Raw genomic sequence first — 21,797 nt, 5'->3', positions numbered from 1 at the left:
GTAAAGGGCGCTGCATAACGCGATCTTATCCGGACTGATCCAACAAACAGGAGAGAACTCATGTTGAAGAAGACCCTGCTCGCCACGGCTGCCCTCGTCGCACTCGCCGGCGGCGCTCACGCCGAAGACCTCAAGGAATTCCGCATCGGTATCCTGGGCGGCGAAAACGAAGCCGACCGCCTGCGCAATTTCCAGTGCATGGTCGACAAGCTGCCGGCCGCCATCGGCGTCGAAAAGGTCTCGCTGTTCCCGGCAGCAGACTATGACGGCGTCATCCAGGGCCTGCTCGGCGGCACGCTCGACTACGCCGAACTGGGCGCATCCGGCTATGCCAAGGTTTACCTCGCAAACGCCGAAGCCGTGGAGCCGATCCTGACCACTGTCCAGACCGACGGTTCCATGGGCTATCACTCCGTGATGGTCGCACGCAAGGATTCGGGCATCACCAAGCTTGAGGAAATGAAGGGCAAGAAGCTCGGCTTCGCAGATCCCGATTCGACATCGGGCTATCTGATCCCGACCGTTACGCTGCCTGAAGCGATTGGCGGACCCGTAAAGGAGTATTTCTCCGAAACCGGCTTTGGCGGCGGCCATGAAAACCTGGTTCTTGAAGTGCTGAAGGGCACCTTCGACGCGGGCACGACATGGGCATCCGGCGTTGGCGAGTTCAAGGACGGCTACACCTCGGGCAACCTGCGCAAGATGGTCGATAAGGGTATCCTGAATATGGACGACCTTGTTGAACTCTGGCAGTCGCCGCTGATCCCGAACGGCCCGATCGTTATCCGCAGCTCGATGAACGACGACATGAAGACCAAGTTCAAGGAATTCATGATGGGTCTGCCGGAATCCGACCCAGCTTGCTTCTCGGCCATCCAGGGCGGCGACTTCAAGGGTTTCGCCGAAGTCAACGTCGACTTCTACAAGCCTATCATCGACGCCCGCAAGGCAACAATTGGCGGCTGATATAGTCCGTAATACCGAGACCGCCGGTCGCTCGACGATCGGCGGTCTTCCGTTGTTGACAGCAGTCGGAAGGATACCGGGCGATGGCCATGACGGCGATGCAGCCACATTTGAGCGAGCGCGGCGCAGCCGTCGAGCGCCATTGGCAGGAGCTGGCAGCAAAGCGGAGGATGTACACCATTCTCGGCGTTGTCATTCTCATAGTTGCGATCGGTGGATCGGTCTGGTTCGCTAACGAAACCAATGCCGGCAAGTTCTTCGATCGTCTGCCCTATTTCTTCGACTTCGTCGGGGAACTTGTGCCACGTGACGGCTGGGAAATCTGGAGAGCCTTGTTTGACCTTCCGTCTCCCTATGACGATGGCAGCTTGAAGTTCAATTATCCGGAAGGCCGTTTCTATATCACCGACACCCTCTACATTCCCGAATACTTCTACAAGATGATCGAGACGGTGAACATCGCGTTGATGTCGACCGTGATTGCCATGATCCTGGGCTTTGCCCTCGCGTTTCTCGCCGCCAAGAACATGATGCCTTACACGTGGATTCGTTGGCCGGTGCGGCGCTTCATGGAGATCCTTCGCGCTTTTCCCGAGGTCGTGATCGCCGGTTTCTTCCTTGCTATTTTGTCACTTGGCCCGATCCCCGCAATCATCGCAGTGACGATCCATACAATCGGAGCGCTCGGGAAGCTTTTCTTCGAAGTTATCGAGAATGCGGACATGCGCCCCGATGATGGCCTGCGTGCGGTTGGCGCGAACTGGTTCGAGCGTGTGTGGTTCGCAATCACGCCCCAGGTCATGCCGAACTTCATGAGCTATTTTCTGTTGCGCCTGGAGATCAACGTGCGCGCATCGACGATCATCGGCGCAGTTGGCGGCGGCGGTATCGGCGAAGTGCTGCGCCTGTCAATCAGCCAGGGTCACGAAGCAAAAACTCTTGCAATCATTCTCCTGTTGCTGACGACCGTTGTCGCCGTCGACCAGTTCTCCGCCTGGCTCAGACGCAAGCTCGTCGGCGAGCAGGCGTTCCACTCGGTTTCGTGAGGTTTCAAATGTCGACTATCACCGCTGCCGAGCTAAACCGCCTGGAACACCGTTATCCGGAAGTTTTGAAGCGAAGCCTCTGGCAACGCTACAGGGCGCCCTTTTCGGTTTTGGTTCTTACCCTTTACCTGATTTTCTGCTGGTGGTTCTTCGCCATTGGCAAGACGCTTTCCGAAGCCAATTGGGGGATAGCCGGCAACTATCTCGCCGATTGGGTATCGTACGAGATTCGTCCGGAATTCGAGATGGACCGCGACGGAGCGATCACCCTCGGTTACCCGCGTTTCGATCCGATCGGTCCAAATCCCGATCCAGACTGGATAGAGACCAAACGGGAGATGATCACGCGTGACAACTCCGCCGCTTCGGAGAAGCCCGCGGCAACGGCTATGCCGAAAGCCACTTCCTCCTTCAGCTTCATGGCGTCGCCAAGCCCACAGGCTGGCGATATGACGCCGGAAGCGCCGACTGCGCCGGCACCGCAAAGTGCTAGCCGCGAAGAGGCGATCGTCGAAGCAAACGTGATACTCGGTAGCAATGCCACCGTCTCGATCACAAGCGACACTGTCACAATGACACGCGGCGACGAAACTGTACGCCTGCTCCTCGATTCCGCGGCCGACACAGTGACCATCGACGGGCCGTCCGCAGACTGGGTCGAGCAACGCTATGAAGGCGGGCGCGTTATTGCGTATTTCGGCACCGCAGGGTGGCTCGACGTCTCATCGGAGCGTGTACGCGTGCGCAAGCGCTTCTTCGGCTGGGAGAATTTCATTTTTGATACGAATTCTCCCTTCTTCGGGATGTCTGCCGGTGAGGTGTGGCGCGCGGTTACGTCGGACGAACGACTTGATCCTAGCATGAGCAATCTGTCACTTGCTTGGAACAACATCCTCTATAATGCCTCGTGGCAACATCTCGATGTGTGGACCAAGTTGCTGCAGACCATCGTAATGGCATTCATGGGGACATTGCTCGCAATGCTCTTTGCATTTCCCCTTTCCTTCATCGCCGCGCGCAACATTACCCGGAACCGACCGGTGAATCAGGTCACGAAAAGACTGTTCGACTTCCTTCGGTCGGTCGACATGCTGATCTGGGCGCTGTTTTTCACCCGAGCGTTCGGCCCGGGACCGCTGGCCGGAATTTCTGCGATTTTCTTCACCGACACCGGCACGCTCGGTAAGCTCTACGCCGAAGCTCTGGAGAATATCGACGATAAACAGCGCGAAGGGGTGAAATCCGTTGGAGCTCCGGCACTTGCGGTGCAGCGTTACGGGGTGATGCCGCAAGTCATGCCGGTCTTCGCCTCCCAAGCCCTTTACTTCTGGGAGTCGAATACCCGCTCTGCGACCATCATCGGCGCCGTCGGTGCCGGCGGCATCGGCCTCAAGCTCTGGGAGGCGATGCGGACCAATTCCGACTGGGAGAACGTGGCCTATATGGTTTTGCTGATCCTGATCGTCGTTTTCATCTTCGATCACATATCCAACGCCATTCGGTCGCGCCTGATCGGGAGAACGATGCACTAGTCGGAGGCGAGGCGACCGTCGCCCGTCTTTGTCGATCGACAACACCGGCTCTGGTATCATAACAGACTGCCATAAAACCAACTGGGACATCACCTTGCGCTACGCGATCTACTTTTGCCCGCACCCCGGGGCTCCCCTGAACGAGGCGGCGGCCCGGTGGCTCGGCAGGGATGCCTTTTCGGAGGCGGTCTATCCGCTTTCGGCGGAGAACGGACTGTCGTCAGAAGACCTGTTCGCTCTTACGGCGGATCCACGGCGCTACGGCTTCCACGCTACGTTGAAGGCACCATTCCGTCTGGCGTCCGACTTTGGCGAAAGCGATCTTCTCTCCGCCTTCGCCGATTTTTGCGCCACCACGGGTCCGATCGAGATTCCACGTGTCACCCTCGGACAGATCGGCGCGTTCTTCGCGATTGTACCCGACAAGGTTTACCCTCAGCTTCAGAACTTCGCGGCTTCGGTGGTAGAGGGATTTGAACGATTCCGCGCGCCGCTGACCGAGGCGGACATCGCAAGGCGCAAGCCTGAGCGCCTATCGCCGGCGCAGCGCGACAATCTCGGTCGTTGGGGTTATCCGTACGTGTTCGATGAATTCCGTTTTCACCTGACGCTGACCGGCCAGGTTCCCGGCGAGAAACAAGCAGCATTCCTCGAGCTTCTGCAATCGCGCTTTGCCGCTTTCGTCGATCGTCCGCTGGCGATCGCCGGCTTGGGTCTTTTTCGTGAGGAAGAGCCGGGCGGTCCTTTTATTGTTCACACCTGGCGGCCACTCGGCGCAGCCTGAACCCGGAAGAAAAACATGTTGAAGGAAACCGTTCTCTCCAATGCCAGGATCGTCCTCGATCAAGATATTGTCGATGGGACCGTGATCATCCGCGACGGGCGGATCGCTGATATCTCAAGTGGGCCTTCGCGCATCGGCGAGGACTTCGGGGGAGACTACCTCATCGCAGGCCTTGTGGAATTGCACACCGACCATCTGGAAGCCCACTACTCTCCACGCCCGGGCGTTCGCTGGAACAAGATTTCCGCCATTCAGGCGCATGATGCGCAAGTCGTGACCTCCGGTATTACCACCGTCTTCGATTGCCTGCGCATGGGCTCGGATGAGGACGGTGGCTTTACCAAGGGCGAGATGCGTGAGATGGCAGACGCGATCCAGTCGGCCGCCCGTGAAGATCGCCTGCGTGCCGATCACCTGTTGCACCTGCGATGCGAAGTATCGGCGGCAGATGTGCTTGAACACTTCTCCGACTTCGAAAACGATCCGGCCGTTCGGCTGGTGTCGCTGATGGACCATGCACCTGGCCAGCGCCAGTTCCAGACGATGGAACAGTACACACTTTACTACAAGACCAAGCGCGGCCTCTCGGACGAGGAATTCGCGCACTTCGTCGCCCGTCGGCAGGAATCGTCTGAGCGCTATGCGGCTCCCCATCGCGAACGCCTTGCGAGCGTGTGCGCAGCGCGTGGCATCACCATTGCCAGCCATGACGACGCGACGCTCGCCCATGTCGAGGAAGCCAAGAGTTATGGCGTGAGGCTCGCGGAGTTTCCGACGAGCCTTGACGCTGCCGACGCATCGCATGCGGCTGGCATGAGCGTGCTAATGGGAGCTCCGAACGTGGTCCGCGGAAAATCCCACTCCGGCAATATAGCCGCTCGCGATCTCGCCTCGCGGGGCGTACTCGACGTGCTGTCGTCGGACTATGTGCCGCTTAGCCTGCTGCACGCTCCATTCGTACTCGCCGACGAATTCGAAAACATAACGCTGCCAAAGGCGCTTGCGATGGTCACCTCGACACCGGCCAAGACCGTGGGTCTTGACGACCGGGGTCACATTGCTCCTGGCCTTCGCGCCGACCTTGTTCGGGTGCGCAGGGATCATGGTGTTCCTGTCGTGCGCTCCGTCTGGCGGGAAGGCGAACGGGTCGCCTGATGTCACGCGCAACAGCGACACAGGATCAAAGCCGCGGGACGCTTGTCGTTGTCGTCGGTCCGAGCGGCGCAGGGAAGGACACGTTGATCGGTAGATCTATGGAACAGTTCGCCGGCCGTGAAGATGTTCATCTCGTGCGCCGTGTCATTACCCGACCGGAAGACGCGGGCGGCGAAGACCATCGGGGGGTCACTGCCGAAGAGTTTGCGGCCATGCGCGCGACCGGCGCCTTCGCAGTCGACTGGGATGCGCATGGTTTGAGCTATGGCATACCGGCCTGCGTTCACGAGAAGCTCGCACTGGGTCACCTCGTCATTGCCAACGGATCGCGCTCAGCCTTGCCGCTGTTCGCATCCGCCTTCGATCCCCTACTGGTCATCAACATCTTCGCCCAACCGGACGTGCTCGCGCGCCGGCTGGAACTGCGAGGGCGAGAGAGCCGGGAAGACATTCTCGCCCGGCTGGCCCGTGGTTCATTGCAAGTCGATGGACCGTTCAACGTCATCTCGATCGACAACAGCGGCGAGGTCGACGAGGCGGCCCGCATGCTCATCGATATCCTCGAACCTCTGATCGGCTGCAACTGACACAGGCACGCCCGCCGATCAGGGATCGCCAATGCTTTCGACCGACGACAGCATCGAGATCGCATGGTTTAGTGCCACACCCGCCGCCTCCATCATCTGCGGCATGACAAGCCATTCGAGCGTCCAGGCCGATCCGGAGCGCTCCTGTTCATGGACCAGCGCATGATGGATGGCGGACACCTGAACTGCGTTGAATCGCGCCAGCGCGACCAGAACTTCGGCCCGCACCGGGTTCTGCTTGTGCGGCATCGCCGACGAACCGCCACCGCCACCGATTGAAATCTGGCCTATGCCATTCTGCACCATCAGTGCAGCGTCCTGGCCGATTTTGCCAAGGCTCCCGGTCACCTTGGATAGGAAATTGGCAAGATCAGCGATCCGCCTGCGATCGGTATGTGGAACATAATCCGGAACGTGAAGGGACAAACGGTCTGCAAGCTTCCGGCGCACTGGCTCAATACGGTCCCCGTACTTTTCAGCCGTTCCTGCGGCGCCCCCGAGCGAGACGACGGCGATCCCTTCGCGGACAACGGGAAGTTCCCCGGCCAGTTGACGAACGGAGGTGCGCCAGTTGCCCACCCGATCGGCGACGCTGATCGGAATTGCTGCCTGCATTCTGGTCCGTGCCATAAGAGGCTTCTCGCCGAACCGGAGGATCAACGACCCCAGTTCTCGTTCCACCGCTTCAAGTCTTCCCGCAAGGATGTCCAGGACGGAAGCCGCCTTCATGGCGAGCGCCGTGTCAACGACGTCCTGCGACGTCGCTCCAAAATGCACTGCCTTCGCATGCTCACCGTCAACATATCGGCGCAACTGGTCGACAAGTCCGGGGACGGGCACACCGTCCTTGAGCGTTGACGCCGCAAGCGCCTCCATACCGACCTTGAAAGACGACACTGCGGCTCGAATTGCGTCGACTGCCGGAGTGGAGATAAAGCCGACGTCTGCACCCGCCTCCGCCAGTGCCACCTCAAACGCGAGCATCGCTGCGATATCCGCGTCTGCGTCCAACTGCTTGCCGATCTCGACGTCGCCGAGCAGTCTGTCGAGGTACGCGAGAGAGCTAAGCGACATCCGTCAGACTCGTCCCAGCGCGAGCGCGATGCCCTGCCCGACACCGATGCACATGGTCGACAAGGCATAGCGACCGCCGGTGAGGGAAAGCTCCAGAGCTGCGGTGCCGGTGATGCGGGCGCCGGACATGCCGAGGGGATGGCCAAGCGCGATCGCTCCACCATTTCTGTTAACGCGGGGATCGTCGTCAGCAATCCCCAGTTCACGGAGTGTCGCGAGACCCTGTGAGGCGAAGGCTTCATTGAGCTCGATCACGTCGAACTGGCTTTCCTTCATTCCAAGGCGTGTCATCAGTTTCTGTGAGGCTGGCGCCGGACCGATACCCATCACACGCGGCGGCACACCGGCTGTGGCACCACCAAGGATTCGCGCGATCGGCGTAAGCCCATGTTTCCTCGCCGCCGCTTCCGATGCAATGATCAATGCCGCGGCACCATCGTTCACACCCGATGCATTTCCGGCTGTCACCGTGCCACCGTCCTTCTTGAAAGGCGTCCCGAGCTTGGCAAGCGCTTCCATCGTCGTTGCCCTCGGATGCTCATCGCGATCGACGAGTAGCGGATCGCCTTTTCGCTGCGGAATACTCACCGGCGTGATCTCCCTCGCCAGCCGCCCGTTCGCCTGCGCCTCAGCGGCTTTTGCCTGACTCCGGAGCGCAAAGGCATCCTGGTCTTCACGGCTCACACGATAGTCTTCCGCAACATTCTCGCCCGTTTCCGGCATCGAGTCGACGCCATATTGTTTCTTCATCAGCGGATTGACGAAACGCCAGCCGATGGTCGTGTCGTAAATCTCGGCATTGCGGGAAAAAGCCGTCTCAGCCTTCGGAAGCACGAAGGGCGCACGTGACATGCTTTCCACTCCACCCGCGATCATCAGCTCCGCTTCGCCGGACTTGATCGCCCTCGCCGCAGCGATGACGGCGTCCATGCCGGAGCCGCACAGCCTGTTTATGGTGGTCCCTGTCACCGAAACCGGCATCCCGGCCAAAAGAAGTGACATACGGGCGACATTGCGGTTGTCTTCTCCTGCCTGATTGGCACAGCCGAAGATGACGTCGTCGATCGCTTCCCAGTCCACGCCTACATGGTTCTCCATCAGCGCTTTCAATGGGATGGCTCCGAGATCGTCGGCCCGAACCGACGAAAGCGAGCCGCCGAAGCGGCCGATCGGCGTGCGGATGTAGTCGCAGATATAGGCTTCGGTCATGTCATCATTCCTACACGACGGGAACGATCAAGTCGCCGATCGCACCCTTGATTTTCAGTTCCGCGCCGGTCACAGCCTGCAAGTCGTCATAGGAGATCTGCGGCAGCTTCTCGAGCAGGACGAAATGACCATTCTCGATGTCGACAACAGCGAGCGAGGTATAAACGCGGGTAACACAGCCGACACCGGTCAATGGCATCGTGCATCGCCGCAGAAGCTTAGGGTCGCCATTCTTGGTGACATGTTCCGTGATGACAGCAACGCGCTTGGCACCGTGGACGAGGTCCATTGCTCCACCCACCGCCGGAACTCCACCCTTGCCTGTCGACCAGTTGGCAAGATCTCCGTTCTCCGCCACCTGATAAGCGCCGAGAATCGCAACGTCGAGATGACCGCCACGGACCATGGCGAAGCTGTCGGCATGATGAAAGAAGGCCGCGCCGGGCTTAAGCGTAATCGCCTTCTTGCCGGCATTGATGAGGTCCCAGTCTTCCTCGCCCTTTGCCGGCGCTTCACCGAAGCCGAGCACGCCGTTTTCTGTGTGGAAGATCGCCTCCCGTCCGCCCGGCTGAAACTTCGCGACCATCTCGGGAAAACCGATTCCCAGATTGACGTACGCACCATCCTCGATGTCCTGCGCCGCGCGCCAGGCGATCTGCTCGTTGGAAAGCTTGATGTTGTTCAATGCGTCGCTCATGGATAGACGGCTCCCTCGCGGTTGAGGACTTCTTCCTGCTTCGGGTCGGATACTTCTACAATGCCGTCGACGAAGATGCCTGGGGTGATGACATGCTCCGGATCAATCCCACCTGCATCCACAATCCGCGATACCTGGGCTATTGTCCTGGTCGCAGCCATGGCCATCAGGGGATTGAAGTTGCGCGCGGCCATTCGGTACGTCAAGTTGCCCAGAGGATCGCCCAGTTCGGCCTTGATGATCGCGAAATCCGCCTTCAGCCAACGCTCCTGAACGTAGTGGCGCCCGTCGAACTCGGCGACCGGCTTACCCTCGGCCAATTCAGTCCCATAGCTGGTCGGCGTATAGAATGCAGGTATGCCCGCACCTCCGGCACGAATGCGCTCGGCGAGCGTTCCCTGAGGAACGAGCTCGAGTTCAATTTTTCTTGCGAGATAGAGATCGGTAAACACCTTTGGGTCCGCCGAACGCGGAAAAGAGCAGATCATCTTCCTGATCAATCCCTGCTCGATCATGGCGGCGAGGCCCACATGCCCATTACCAGCGTTGTTGTTGATGACCGTAAGGTTCCTGGGGCCCTTGTCTATCAGCGCATGAATAAGCTCGATCGGCGCCCCCGAGCCGCCAAACCCACCGATCATCACCGTCGCGCCGTCGCCGATACCGGCAACCGCATCGACCAGCGTCGCAATCCTCTTGTCCATCCGCATTCTCCATACCGGCGCGGCGTGTTTCTCGCCTGCAGCCTCAGCGTTAAGTCGAAAGATGAACCCTATCCCTGATTGGATGGGCTTCGTCTCTTCCTCTTCCGATCAGATGTCGAAAAAGATGGTCTCCTTCTCACCCTGCAAGTGGATATCGAACGTGTAGGTATTGCCGTCCTTCCGCGCGATCAGCGTTGGCACGCGCACTTTCAATTCGATGCGGCCGAGGATCGGATCCTCGGCGTTGGCGGCTTCCTCGTCCGGAAAATACATGCGGGTCTGGAGGCCGATATTGATGCCACGCGCCACTATCCAGAATGTGATGTGCGGCGCCATCAGCTTCCCGTTCGAGTGCGGGACGCGCCCCGGCTTTATCGTCTCGAAAAGAAATTCACCTGTCGCCATGTCTCCGGGGCATCGAGCCCATCCGAAGAATTCCGGATCCGCTTTTCCACGCATCTCCGACGGGCTCTGGTAGAAGCCATCGGCGTCGGCCTGCCATATCTCCACCAAGGCGTCCTTTAGCGGCGTTCCGGATCCGTCATAGACGAAGCCCCGAACGGTAATACGCTCGCCCTTCGTCTTGTCGTTGTAGAGCGGGCCGGAGCCAAGGTCTTTTTCATAAACCCCGTGGATGCCGCTGAAATTGGGCGTGCAGCCTATATGCACATAGGGACCTGCCGTCTGCGAGGCGGACTCTTTCAGATAGCCGAGTGGCTGGACCATGTCAGTTGCCCTCCTTGCGGTTTTCGAACATCGTCGAACGGCGACCACGCAAGACAATATCGAACTTGTAAGCCCGCATATCGTGCGGAATGGTATTGTTCATGTCGAGCGGGGCGACAAGGCGCTTGATCGCCTCCTCGTCCGGTATGGTTTTCACGATGGGACAAATCCAGATCAGCGGATCGCCTTCAAAGTACATCTGCGTGATCAGGCGCTGGGCGAAGCCGTGTCCGAAGATCGAGAAGTGAATGTGGGCGGGCCGCCAGTCGTTGACACCATTCGGCCAGGGATAGGGGCCCGGCTTGATTGTCTTGAACCAGTAGTAGCCGTTTTCATCGGTGATCGTGCGACCAACACCGCCAAAATTCGGATCGAGCGGCGCCAGGTAGGTTTCCTTCTTGTGCCGGTAGCGGCCGCCCGCATTGGCCTGCCAGAACTCCACAAGCGCACCATCGACACCCACGCCACGCTCGTCCAGCACACGACCATGCACCAATATACGTTGCCCGATCGGCATCTCTCCCGGTTTTGCGTAGTTGGATATGAGATCGTTATCGAGTTCGTTCAGCATATTGTGGCCGAATACGGGACCGGTGATCTCGCTCTTGGTTCCATCAAGGGAGATCAGGGCCCGCTGCGGCGATCGCAGGACAGTCGTCTTGTACCACGGCGTATAGGCCGGCGGATGCATCTCGCGGTCACGGGCGAAAAATGCGCCCGTTTCAGGCATGGTGTTCCTCATTTTCCCTCCTCCGACACGGTCGTGTCCTCGATCTGTTGCAGCGCGGCCTTCACGATCTTGATGGCGTGATTGGCGGCGGGAACGCCGGCATAGATTGCCACGTGCAGCATTGCTTCCATCAGGTCGTCTTTTGTGGCACCGGTATTTCTGGTCGCCTGGACATGCATGGCCACTTCCTCGTCGTGGCCGAGTGCCGCAAGTAGAGCGATGGTGACGATAGAGCGTTCGCGCTTCGTCCAATTGGGCCTTGACCACACATGCCCCCAGGCCGCCTCGGTGATAAGGTCCTGAAACGGCTCGTCGAACGCCGTCTTGGAGGCAACAGTCCCGTTGACATAGCTGTCACCCAGGACCTGACGACGGGTTTCCATACCCTGATTGAAGCGAGCCGATTTTTGTTCTCCGCTCATGCTCTTCCTTTCATGGCTTGCCGGTAAAGGAGCGGATAAGGCGTGCGAGCGCCTCCGGCTGCTCCACACAGGGAATGTGTCCGCATTCCGCGATAACCTCAAAACGAGAGCCGGGGACGCCATCGGCGGCGCGGCGCACAAGATCGACAGGCGTCGACCCGTCCTCGTCACCGACAACAAACAAGGCGGGCACGGTGATTGTGGGCAAAACATCGGTGAAGTCGGTGTCGCGCAGAGCCTTGCAGGTCTGCACATAACCGTTGATGGACTGGCGTTCCATCATCAGCCTGTAACCCGACAGTTCCTCCGGACGCTCCGTCCGGAAAGCGGGCGTGAACCAGCGTTCCATTACGCTTTGCGAGATTGATTCGAGGCCACCTTTGTCGATAGCATCGATTCGAGCATTCCAGACATCCGCCGTCCCGATCTTCGGCGCGGTGTCGCAGAGGATCATTCGTCTCACGAGATCCGGCCGCTTCCGCCAGAGGCCCTGAACGATCAATCCGCCAACCGACAGGCCACAGAAGACCGCTTTTGATATGCCGACATGCTCCACGAGGCCGATCAAATCGTCGACAAGATCATCCATCATAAACGGCGACGGTCCGAGACCTGAGAGCCCGTGACCGCGCGAATCGTAGAGCAGGATCGACACGTCGTCCTCCAGCTCGTCGAACAGCGGCAACCAAATCCGAAAGTCGGTACCGAGCGAATTGGAGAAGACGATTACCTTCCTCGCAGACGCGTCGCCGATCATTTCGTAGTGGACAGTGGTGTCGTTGACGTTGGCAAAAGCCATGATTTTCTCCTCTGAGACCAAATTAGGCGGTGAAATAAGCAAGGTAAAATGATATTTCGGACCAAATCCATAACAGATTGGGAATGCTTTGGACGCACGGATCAAGTTTCGGCACTTGCAGACGTTTCTCGAAGTCGGGCGGCATCGCAGCATCGGCAAGGCCGCCGATGCTCTCGCGGTTACGCAGCCTGCTGTCTCCCGAACGATCGGGGAACTGGAAACCATTCTTGGCGTCGCCCTTGTCGAGAAAGAGGGCCGCGGTATTCGCCTGTCTCATTTTGGCGATATATTTCTCCGGCACGCAGGAGAATGCGTGGCGGCAGTGCAGAGGGGGATCGATTCGATTGCAGAGGTGCAGAAGTCGGAGGGGCCGCCCATCCGGATCGGCAGTTTGCCAACCGCCTCAACAACCTTCCTGCCGGATGCCGTGTCAGATTTTCTGCGACAGCAAACAGGAAGTCAGGTCACCATAGTTTCCGGAGACAACAAAGTTCTGCTCGACGCCTTGAGGCTAGGCGAACTCGATCTGGTGGTTGGCAGACTGGGCGCCCCGGAGCGGATGACGGGGCTGTTTTTCGAGCCGCTCTACAGCGAGGAGGTAGTGATCGTGACACGGCCCTCGCACCCACTTGCCGCCCGTCGCAACTTCACGCTGAACGAACTCGCCAACTATGTCGTACTCATGCCGATCGCCGGCTCGGTCATCCGACCATTCGTCGACCGGCTGCTTCTGACGAACGGCATTCCGGATCTGCCAAACACTATAGAAACGGTCTCCGATTCGTTCGGTCGCGCCTACACAATGCGCCATGATGCCGTCTGGATCATTTCGCGGGGCGCTGTCGTCAACGACCTTGCCGGAGGCGGCCTTGCCGAACTGCCCGTCGACATGAAGGAGACCCGGGGCGCGGTGGGTCTGACGACCCAAGCGACGTCGGAGCCGAGTGCGGCTCTATCGCTCATGAAGCAGGTTATTCGGGAGCACGTGGCATCACGCGCCGGTTAGTCGCTTCCCGTCAGTGCGCTTCATCCCAGTTGTTCGCCGCACGTGCATCCACTTTAAGCGGCACTTTCATGGAGATAGCTGGCATGGCCGCATTTTCCATGACATCAACAACCAGTGGAATAACCGCCTCAACTGCCTCGTCTTCCACCTCGAATATCAGTTCATCATGGACCTGCAGGAGCATTCGCGCACGCGCGCCAAAACCGGCCGCATCGAGCGCGGGCTCTACCCGTACCATCGCACGGCGAATGATATCTGCCGCCGATCCCTGGATCGGCGCGTTAATCGCCGCCCGTTCGTTGAAGGCCCGCATAGACGGGTTTGACGATTTGATATCCGGGTAGTGCGCGCGTCGACCGAAAATCGTTTCGACATATCCGTTTTCGCGCGCAAAGGCTTTGGTGCCCTCCATGTAGTCCCTGATGCCGGGGAAGCGCTCGAAATACTTCTTGATATATTCGCCGGCTTCCGACCTCTCTATGGCAAGCTGGTTTGCCAGACCGAACGCAGAGATGCCGTAGATTATGCCGAAGTTGATCGCCTTGGCACGGCGACGGATTTCCGAAGGCATTCCGTCGACCGGAACTCCAAACATTTCCGAAGCCGTCATCGCATGGATGTCGATCCCGTCGGCGAAAGCCTGTCGCAATTGCGGAATGTCGGCGACATGGGCCAGCACACGAAGCTCAATCTGACTGTAGTCGGCGGACAGGAGCTTATGGCCGGGTGTCGAGATGAAGGCGGTTCGAATCTTTCTGCCCTCGGCCGTGCGAACCGGTATGTTCTGCAGGTTGGGCTCCGAGGAGGAGAGGCGCCCGGTTGTGGTAGACGCGAGAGAATACGAGGTATGAACGCGTTTCGTCTGCGGATGAACGTAGCCTGGCAGGGCGTCCGTGTACGTCGATTTCAGCTTCGTGAGCTGTCGCCAGTCAACGATCTTGCGCGGCAGCTCAGCACCTTCCGCTGCAAGATCCTCAAGCACCTGTGCGGACGTCGACCACTGGCCCGTCTTCGTCTTGGTGCCTCCGGGAAGCCCCATGCGACCAAACAGGATATCACCTAGCTGTTTGGGCGAGCCGATGTTGAAGCGCTCACCCGCAAGTGTATAAATCTCTTCTTCAATGCCAGCCGCCTTTTGGGCAAGCTCTCCAGACAAGCGGGACAAAATCTGCCGATCAACGGTTATGCCACGTTCTTCCATCTCGGCAAGAACCGGAACCAGTGGCCGCTCCAGCCGCTCATAGACGCGCATCAATCCGTCAGCCACAAGCTTCGGCTTCAGAACCATCCAAAGCCGCAACGTCACATCGGCGTCTTCCGCCGCGTAGGCTGTCGCTTTTTCGATGTCCACCAGATCGAATGTGACGCTCGATTTGCCCGAGCCGGCCACGTCCTTGTACGCGATCGGCTCATGCCCGAGCCAGCGCTCGGAGAGGCTGTCCATTCCGTGGGCGCCGCGCCCGGCCTCCAGCACGTAAGACATCAGCATCGTGTCGTCGAAGGGAGCGACAGAGATGCCATAGCGTTTCATCAGGAGGTAGTCGTATTTCAGGTTCTGGGCGATCTTCAGGACTGCTGGGTCTTCCAGCAAGGTCCTCAATGCCGCCAGTGCTTCCCGCTCCGGAATCTGGCCATCCGACAATCCTCCCCCCAGCAGATCGCCATGACCGCTCTTGTGGTTCAACGGAACATAAGCAGCGCGGACCGGCAGGCCGGCCGGCGAAGCAGCGTTGTCCGGAATAGCAAGGGAAAATCCCACCAGCTCCGCCTGCATCGGATCCAACGAAGTCGACTCGGTGTCGAAAGCGACGATACCGGCTTCCCTGGCCGCCCTGATCCAGTCGGCAAGAACGGTCATGTCTCGGATCGTGACATAGGATGACCGGTCGATCTGCCCTCCCAGGAAGGCCGCGGATCGGGCTGCGGAAAGGTCATGCGGACTCTGCTCTCCGGCAGACCGGGTCGCAGAGGCTGCAGTGCCGGACATAGTCGCGGCGGACAACGGCGTCGGAGTTTCGCCTCCAGAGATCGTATCCAGATCGGGTCCGTGGGCGGCGGCGCCCCACTCCACAGGTACATGGCCCGGTTCGACGTCATTCACGGAGGTTCCAGTCGCTTCTCCCACGCGCCGCGTCAGCGTTGAGAACTCCATGGTCTTCAAAAATGCGATCAGTTTCGGACCGTCTTGCGGCTCAAGAACCAGCGCATCCAGATCCAGCTCGAGAGGCACGTCCGTGCGCAACGTTACGAGCTGGCGCGACAGAAGCGCCTGCTCGGTGTTGGCGATGATCGATTCGCGTCGCTTGTCCTGCTTGATCTCGCCGGCTCTCGCGAGAAGGGTATCCAAATCGCCGAACTGCTCAAGCAGCTGTGCCGCCGTCTTCGGACCGATGCCCGGGATTCCGGGGATGTTGTCGGTCGAGTCCCCTGTCAGTGACTGCAGGTCGATCATCTTCTCAGGCGGGACGCCCCACTTCTCGATAACGTCCGGAATGCCGATCTGCTTGTCCTTCATGCTGTCATACATGTGGACGTTGGGGGTCACCAATTGCATCAGATCCTTGTCGGAAGAGATGATCGTGACGTCGGCGCCAGCGGCCTCGGCACGCCGCGCGTAGGTGGCGATGATGTCATCGGCCTCGAATCCCTCCGTTTCGATGCAGGGAAGATTAAAGGCGCGGGTCGCCTCCCTGATCAGGCCGAACTGCGGCACCAGATCCTCCGGTGGCGCGCTGCGGTTTGCTTTGTAGGCTTCGTAAATTTCCTTGCGGAACGTTTTTGACGAATAGTCGAAGATTACGGCGAAATGCGTCGGCGTTACGCCGACGGAGGTGTCGCGGGCATCCGTCAATAACTTCCAAAGCATGTTGCAGAAGCCGGAGACAGCGCCCACGGGAAGGCCGTCCGACTTGCGGGTAAGGGCCGGCAAAGCATGAAAGGCCCGGAAGATGAAACCCGAGCCGTCAACGAGGAAGAGATGATCGCCTTTTTTCATGGCTGCATGGATAGCGCGGGCCATGCGTAAGGTCCATTGAAACTTGACCGTCGGGCTGCTCAGTGCCTCACGCCAACGTTACCGAATTGTAATCCACCCTTCCCTTGAAAAACCATATTTGGCCTATCATTTCCTAGTCACCGGCGATTGATCACGCCGCAGTCTGATAGTTGGCTCGTCCCCCGCCGCGTCAGACTTGGGCAAAGGCCTTATCCCCCTCTCCGGGCCTTTGTCCTACTTTTTCAGACCGCCACGGCCCGCCTCCAAGCCGTGGCGGTTTTTGCTTATTCGGGCTGCGAAAATTTCCCTGAAGCCGCATTCGATCGCTAGCAATTTATTATAAGTTTCGCGTGAGACTGCGGCCGTTCGTAACAGTGGCTTTCAAGTACATGGATTCTGCAACCTACCTCGCGGCACAGCTGGCCAAGGGCTTTTCGCGCTCACTCCACACCAAGGCCGTGAAACTCGGGTTTTCTCCCGGGCAATTTCCTATTCTGCTGGAACTTTGGGATGAAGAGGGCCTTACCCAGGCTCAGTTGCTCGAGCGCGTGGACGTCGAGCAAGCCACCATGGCGAACACTTTGTCGCGCATGCAGCGGGACGGACTGATCGAGCGGCGGCCGCATCCGACGGACAAGCGTGCGCAACTCATCTATCTGACGGATAAGGCACGCTCGATGCGGGACGAGGCCATCTCTGTCGCATCCGAGGCCGATGACGCGCTCTTTAAGGGTTTCCGGCGTTTCGAGCGCGAGTTGATGCTGGAATACATTCGTCTGGCGATCGACAACGCCCGCAAACTCTAGCCGGCATTTTTTCCAAGAAGTCTCGAAACAGCCGACCCGTTGGTTTATCGTCCGCGTCCATTCGCAATGCAGGACTTGGACATGACCCAACTTTCAGCCGTGCTCGATCGAGCCGATCAGAACTTCTCCGCCAGTCTCGACCGTCTGTTCGACCTGGTGAGAATACCGTCAATCTCGACCGACCCAGCCTATGCTGCCGATTGCCGCAAGGCCGCTGAATGGCTGGCAAAAGTCTTGTCAGAGCTCGGCTTCGAGGCATCGGTGCGCAACACGTCAGGCCATCCCATGGTGGTGGCTCATCATGAGGCAGAGGCACCGGATGCGCCACATGTGCTGTTCTACGGTCACTATGACGTACAGCCCGTCGATCCCCTCAACCTGTGGGACAATGACCCATTCGATCCGTCCATTCGAGAGCTTGAGGGCGGACGAAAGGTCATTACCGGTCGTGGGACGGCTGATGACAAGGGGCAGTTGCTGACCTTCGTCGAGGCTTGCAGAGCATACAGGGACATTCATGGCGGCCTGCCTATCAGAATTACCATCCTGTTCGAGGGAGAGGAGGAGTCCGGCTCGCCATCCCTCAAGCCGTTTCTTGAGGCGAATGCGGCGGAACTGAAAGCTGACTACGCCCTGGTTTGCGACACCGGCATGTGGGACAGGGATACACCCGCGATTGCCGCAGCCTTGCGGGGCCTGGTCGGCGAGGAGGTGACGATCAAGGCCGCTGATCGCGACCTGCATTCAGGCCTCTTCGGCGGCGCGGCGGCCAATCCCATCCACATCCTTGCAAACATCCTGGCAGGACTTCATGACGAAACCGGTCGGGTCACGCTGCCGGGGTTTTACAACGGCGTTGAGGAAACGCCAGCGAATATAAAGGCGTCGTGGGAAAAGCTGGGCAGAAGTGCCGAGAGTTTTCTGGGTGAAGTCGGCCTTTCTGTTCCGTCAGGCGAGAAGGGGCGATCCGTACTTGAACTCACCTGGGCAAGACCGACGGCAGAGGTCAATGGCATCACGGGCGGATATACAGGAGAAGGCTTCAAGACGGTTATCGCCGCTCAAGCCTCCGCCAAAGTATCTTTCCGTCTGGTCGGGCAACAGGATCCGTCGGCGGTTAGGGAAAGCTTCCGCGCCTATGTCCGCTCGAAGATACCGGCGGATTGCACGGTCGAATTCCATGAGCACGGGGGCTCACCCGCCATTCAACTGTCCTACGACTCGCCTGTCCTGACGAAGGCCAAGACTGCGCTTTCCGATGAATGGCCGAAACCGGCTGTCGTGATCGGCATGGGTGGGTCGATACCGATCGTAGGCGATTTCCAGAAGATGCTCGGCATGGACTCGCTTCTCGTCGGATTCGGGCTGGTGGATGACCGCATCCATTCGCCGAACGAAAAGTACGATCTTCAATCCTTTGAAAAGGGCATCCGCTCGTGGATCCGGATCATCGATGCGCTTGGGAAGTAATCAAAACGCAAAAAGGTCGGGCATGCCCGACCTTTTCATCGTCTCAGAACAAAACGCCAGTACATCCGTGGTCGAATTTTCCGAGTAGTACATGAGAAACCCGTCCGGGCTCTACATTGTCTGTAGCAGGATGGTCCTGCATCTAGGTTAAATAAGTCTTACATTCCACTTCCTTAGGACGACGCCAAAGGAGAGGTCAATGAGTCTCGAATCAGTTCGTTCGTTCTTTGCCGTACACGCACCGGAAATAGCGGTGATTGTCACAGAGGCAAGTTCTGCAACGGTTCCTCTTGCGGCCGAGGCGCATGGAGTAGAACCGGACCAGATCGCGAAGACCATCTGCGTGAAGGTCGGCGACACGGTCATGCTGGTCGTGACAGCGGGTACGAGGAGACTTGACAACAAGAAGTTCAAGGAGAAATTCGGCGCAAAGCCGCGAATGCTGGGCGCGGACGAGGTCCTTGCGCTGACAGGCCACCCGGTCGGCGGCGTTTGTCCCTTCGGGCTTGCAAGCGATCTACCTGTTTACTGCGATATCTCTCTTAAGTCGTTCACCGAAGTCGTACCGGCAGCGGGAGCCACCAACGCGGCGGTGAAAGTCGCTCCCGATCTTATGGCGACCTTGACACGGGCGACCTGGATAGACCTCTGCCAAGCGCCGGACGGCAGTGAAAATGCTGCGTAAACCGAGGGTTAACCTCCCCTTAAATAGCCGCATTTAAATTCAATCAATAAGTTCAGGCTTCGCCTAGGTTGCCGTGATTGATCCAAGGCGCCTTTTCCCGACATGTTATCAGAGGAACGTCACCGGTTCGCTATGGCAGGCAGACGAAACCCGAAACAACGTATAGAGCCGACCCTCGACCTTATGGATAACGACGAGGATGAGCTGCGGCTTGATCCGCGGGACAGAGGTTCCTCCGCCGGAAAGAAGTCGGGTCGCGAAAGAACGAGAAAGAAAAGTTCCGGCACGAGGTCGAAACGGCGGGAGACACGGGAACGGAGCGGTTTGGGCTCGCTTCTCCGCAACCTCATATACTGGTGCATCGTCCTTGGAATTTGGGGCGGCATCGGTGTGGCCGGCATCGTTCTCTATTATGGTGCGCGCATGCCAAGCGCGAGCACGTGGAGCATTCCCGAGAGGCCGCCCAACCTCAAGATCGTTGCGGTAGACGGGACGGTGATTGCCAATCGCGGCGCCACAGGCGGCGAAGCACTGCCCCTGGAGGATATGTCGCCGTTCATTCCTCAGGCGGTGATGGCCATCGAGGATCGCCGGTTCTACTCCCACTTCGGGGTCGATCCGTTCGGCCTAGCTCGCGCCGTCGTCAACAACCTGACCGGACAGCCGATTCAGGGAGGATCCACGATCACCCAGCAGCTGGCAAAGAACATGTTTCTTTCCCCCGACAGGACAATTGAGAGAAAAGTCCAGGAGGTGCTGCTGGCTTTCTGGTTGGAGCAGAAGTACACGAAAGACCAAATTCTGGCGATGTACCTCAACCGTGTCTACTTCGGTTCGAACGCTTATGGTGTCGAAGCCGCATCGCGCCGCTACTTCAACAAGTCCGCGCGCGACGTCAATCTGGGAGAGGCAGCACTTCTTGCCGGACTTCTCAAAGCGCCGTCGCGACTTTCGCCTGCCCGCGACCCAGATGCGGCAGAAGCGCGCGCCCAGGTCGTTCTCGGCGCGATGCGTGAGGAGGGCTACATCACCGACGACGAGGTGAAGACGGCAATGTCGCAATCTCCGACCAAGGCGAAAAGCTACTGGAGCGGCGCCGGCCAATACGTGGCCGATATGGTCATGGACGACGTGAAGCTGCTTCTCGGCAATGTCGAGGAAGATCTGCTGGTGGAGACCACCATAGATACCTCGCTTGAGAAAAAGGCCGAAGCGACGATCACCGAGGCGCTCGGGGCCGAAGGACAGAAGCTGAATGCCTCTCAGGCGGCCTTGGTGTCGATAGACGGCACCGGAGCAATCCGCGCCCTCGTTGGCGGCAGAGATTACGCGACCAGCCAGTTCAATCGTGCCTACAAGGCACGGCGGCAACCGGGCTCGGCCTTCAAACCTTTCGTCTACGCGGCGGCAATGGAAATAGGGATGCGCCCTTCGTCCGTCCGCAATGACGCGCCAATCCGGATCGGGAACTGGACGCCGGAAAATTACGACCAGAAGTACCGCGGCGAAGTCAGTCTCGGCAATGCCCTGGCGAATTCGCTCAATACGATCGCAGCCCAACTTGTCATGGAAGTCGGACCTCAGCAGGTGGTCAAGCTCGCCCACCGTCTCGGAATCGAGTCCGAATTGCAGGCCAATGCTTCTATCGCGCTCGGGACGTCGGAAGTCTCGCTCGTCGAGCTCACCTCAGCCTACGCACCGTTCATGAACGGAGGCTACAAGGCAACACCGCACATCATCCGCCGAATTTCCAATGCATCAGGAACAGTGCTTTATGAGACCGACTACCAGAATCCGCCCCGAGTCCTGAGTGAACCGGTCGTCGGTGCGATGAATTCGATGCTGACCCGCGTGGTGACCGAGGGAACCGGTAAGTCCGCGCGCCTTGATGGTTGGCAGGTCGCTGGCAAGACGGGCACGACGCAGTCATTCCGCGACGCGCTCTTTGTCGGCTACACGGCAAATCTGACAACCGGCGTCTGGTTCGGCAATGATGACGGTTCGTCCATGAAGAAAGTGACAGGAGGGGGGCTACCGGCAAAGGCATGGAAGGATTTCATGACCGCCGCGCACGCGGGTCTTCGTCCAGCGCCGCTCGGCGGGACGGTGGCACCGGAAACGACAGAACCATCTCTCACGTCGATGATCCACGACATGCTTCTCGGAGGTGGTCAATCATCAACGGCCTATCCGCCTCCACCCACTCCGGCGGCGGCACCGGCAACACCCGAGGCTGACTTTGGGCCTACGGCGACGGTCGGGCCCACACCGCCCGCGGATGTCGGTCAGCAGGCGCCGGCAACACGAAGGACGACCCTGCTCGACGTAATCATGGGTCAGTAACACCCCGCTTCTACAGGTCGGAGCAAGATCGGAAAGGCATGGTTTGTTGCGGCGTGTGACA

20 protein-coding genes are annotated in these 21,797 nt (G+C 59.0%); 11 read left to right on the top strand and 9 right to left on the bottom strand.

Annotated elements, in window-relative coordinates:
* Positions 1 to 60 precede the first annotated feature (60 nt).
* The 6 genes from phnD (at position 61) to phnN (ending at position 6,070) form a co-directional block, all read left to right on the top strand.
* Entirely contained in the window at positions 61 to 966 is a 906-nt protein-coding gene (phnD, locus tag J5J10_RS17950; RefSeq protein WP_208548078.1) for a phosphonate ABC transporter substrate-binding protein, read from the top strand.
* A gap of 83 nt (positions 967 to 1,049) precedes the next feature.
* Positions 1,050 to 2,012, top strand: coding sequence for a phosphonate ABC transporter, permease protein PhnE (phnE, locus tag J5J10_RS17945; protein ID WP_208548077.1), 963 nt, complete (start codon positions 1,050 to 1,052; stop codon positions 2,010 to 2,012).
* 8 nt (positions 2,013 to 2,020) lie between these two features.
* Positions 2,021 to 3,544 carry a phosphonate ABC transporter, permease protein PhnE gene (phnE, locus tag J5J10_RS17940; RefSeq protein WP_211930901.1) on the top strand — a complete coding sequence of 508 codons (1,524 nt, stop codon included), beginning with the start codon at positions 2,021 to 2,023 and terminating at the stop codon, positions 3,542 to 3,544.
* Positions 3,545 to 3,638: 94 nt separating this feature from the next.
* Positions 3,639 to 4,328: a DUF1045 domain-containing protein gene (locus J5J10_RS17935; RefSeq protein ID WP_211930900.1), complete on the top strand. Its 690-nt coding sequence runs from the start codon at positions 3,639 to 3,641 to the stop codon at positions 4,326 to 4,328.
* A gap of 15 nt (positions 4,329 to 4,343) precedes the next feature.
* Positions 4,344 to 5,483, top strand: coding sequence for an alpha-D-ribose 1-methylphosphonate 5-triphosphate diphosphatase (locus J5J10_RS17930; RefSeq protein WP_211930899.1), 1,140 nt, complete (start codon positions 4,344 to 4,346; stop codon positions 5,481 to 5,483).
* Complete coding sequence (phnN, locus tag J5J10_RS17925; RefSeq protein WP_211930898.1) at positions 5,483 to 6,070, top strand: phosphonate metabolism protein/1,5-bisphosphokinase (PRPP-forming) PhnN; 588 nt, start codon at positions 5,483 to 5,485, stop codon at positions 6,068 to 6,070. The genes J5J10_RS17930 and phnN overlap by 1 nt, the downstream gene beginning before the upstream one ends.
* 18 nt (positions 6,071 to 6,088) lie before the next feature.
* Here the strand turns inward: phnN and J5J10_RS17920 are convergent, their stop codons facing one another.
* The 8 genes from J5J10_RS17920 to pcaD form a co-directional block, all read right to left on the bottom strand.
* The gene (locus J5J10_RS17920; RefSeq protein ID WP_211930897.1) at positions 6,089 to 7,144 is read right to left on the bottom strand and encodes a 3-carboxy-cis,cis-muconate cycloisomerase; all 1,056 of its coding nucleotides are present in this window, start codon (positions 7,142 to 7,144) and stop codon (positions 6,089 to 6,091) included.
* Positions 7,145 to 7,147: 3 nt separating this feature from the next.
* Entirely contained in the window at positions 7,148 to 8,353 is a 1,206-nt protein-coding gene (gene pcaF / locus J5J10_RS17915) for a 3-oxoadipyl-CoA thiolase (protein ID WP_211930896.1), read from the bottom strand.
* A 10-nt stretch (positions 8,354 to 8,363) separates the two neighbouring features.
* Complete coding sequence (locus tag J5J10_RS17910) at positions 8,364 to 9,050, bottom strand: 3-oxoacid CoA-transferase subunit B (RefSeq protein WP_208548071.1); 687 nt, start codon at positions 9,048 to 9,050, stop codon at positions 8,364 to 8,366.
* Positions 9,047 to 9,754 (bottom strand): 3-oxoacid CoA-transferase subunit A, encoded by a 708-nt coding sequence (locus J5J10_RS17905; protein ID WP_211931292.1) that lies wholly within the window; start codon positions 9,752 to 9,754, stop codon positions 9,047 to 9,049. The genes J5J10_RS17910 and J5J10_RS17905 overlap by 4 nt, the downstream gene beginning before the upstream one ends.
* Before the next feature lie 108 nt (positions 9,755 to 9,862).
* On the bottom strand, positions 9,863 to 10,480 hold the full coding sequence (gene pcaG, locus J5J10_RS17900) for a protocatechuate 3,4-dioxygenase subunit alpha (RefSeq protein ID WP_211930895.1): 618 nt from the start codon (positions 10,478 to 10,480) through the stop codon (positions 9,863 to 9,865).
* A 1-nt stretch (position 10,481) separates the two neighbouring features.
* Positions 10,482 to 11,222, bottom strand: coding sequence for a protocatechuate 3,4-dioxygenase subunit beta (gene pcaH, locus J5J10_RS17895; protein ID WP_208548068.1), 741 nt, complete (start codon positions 11,220 to 11,222; stop codon positions 10,482 to 10,484).
* The gene (pcaC, locus tag J5J10_RS17890) at positions 11,219 to 11,632 is read right to left on the bottom strand and encodes a 4-carboxymuconolactone decarboxylase (protein WP_211930894.1); all 414 of its coding nucleotides are present in this window, start codon (positions 11,630 to 11,632) and stop codon (positions 11,219 to 11,221) included. Before pcaC ends, pcaH begins: the two co-directional genes overlap by 4 nt.
* Before the next feature lie 10 nt (positions 11,633 to 11,642).
* A complete protein-coding gene (pcaD, locus tag J5J10_RS17885; protein ID WP_211930893.1) occupies positions 11,643 to 12,431 on the bottom strand; it encodes a 3-oxoadipate enol-lactonase in 789 nt (262 codons plus the stop codon).
* A 76-nt stretch (positions 12,432 to 12,507) separates the two neighbouring features.
* On the opposite strand from pcaD, the gene pcaQ reads away from it, so the two are divergent.
* A complete protein-coding gene (pcaQ, locus tag J5J10_RS17880; protein WP_211931291.1) occupies positions 12,508 to 13,437 on the top strand; it encodes a pca operon transcription factor PcaQ in 930 nt (309 codons plus the stop codon).
* Positions 13,438 to 13,447: 10 nt separating this feature from the next.
* On the opposite strand, the gene polA is transcribed toward pcaQ, so the two are convergent.
* Positions 13,448 to 16,432 (bottom strand): DNA polymerase I, encoded by a 2,985-nt coding sequence (gene polA / locus J5J10_RS17875; RefSeq protein ID WP_211931290.1) that lies wholly within the window; start codon positions 16,430 to 16,432, stop codon positions 13,448 to 13,450.
* Positions 16,433 to 16,821: 389 nt separating this feature from the next.
* Here polA and J5J10_RS17870 point away from each other — a divergent pair, with 389 nt between their 5' ends.
* The 4 genes from J5J10_RS17870 (at position 16,822) to J5J10_RS17855 (ending at position 21,736) form a co-directional block, all read left to right on the top strand.
* Entirely contained in the window at positions 16,822 to 17,238 is a 417-nt protein-coding gene (locus J5J10_RS17870) for a MarR family transcriptional regulator (protein ID WP_208548065.1), read from the top strand.
* A gap of 81 nt (positions 17,239 to 17,319) precedes the next feature.
* Entirely contained in the window at positions 17,320 to 18,708 is a 1,389-nt protein-coding gene (locus J5J10_RS17865; RefSeq protein ID WP_211930892.1) for a dipeptidase, read from the top strand.
* Between the two features lie 199 nt (positions 18,709 to 18,907).
* Positions 18,908 to 19,393, top strand: coding sequence for a YbaK/EbsC family protein (locus J5J10_RS17860; RefSeq protein ID WP_211930891.1), 486 nt, complete (start codon positions 18,908 to 18,910; stop codon positions 19,391 to 19,393).
* A 132-nt stretch (positions 19,394 to 19,525) separates the two neighbouring features.
* Positions 19,526 to 21,736, top strand: a complete 2,211-nt coding sequence (locus J5J10_RS17855; protein WP_211930890.1) for a transglycosylase domain-containing protein — start codon at positions 19,526 to 19,528, stop codon at positions 21,734 to 21,736.
* Positions 21,737 to 21,797: the final 61 nt, after the last annotated feature.

Origin of the sequence: Ciceribacter sp. L1K23 (genome assembly GCF_018122705.1) — a bacterium.
Taxonomy (GTDB): Bacteria; Pseudomonadota; Alphaproteobacteria; order Rhizobiales; family Rhizobiaceae; genus Allorhizobium.
This window is presented reverse-complemented; position numbering and strand designations above follow the sequence as displayed.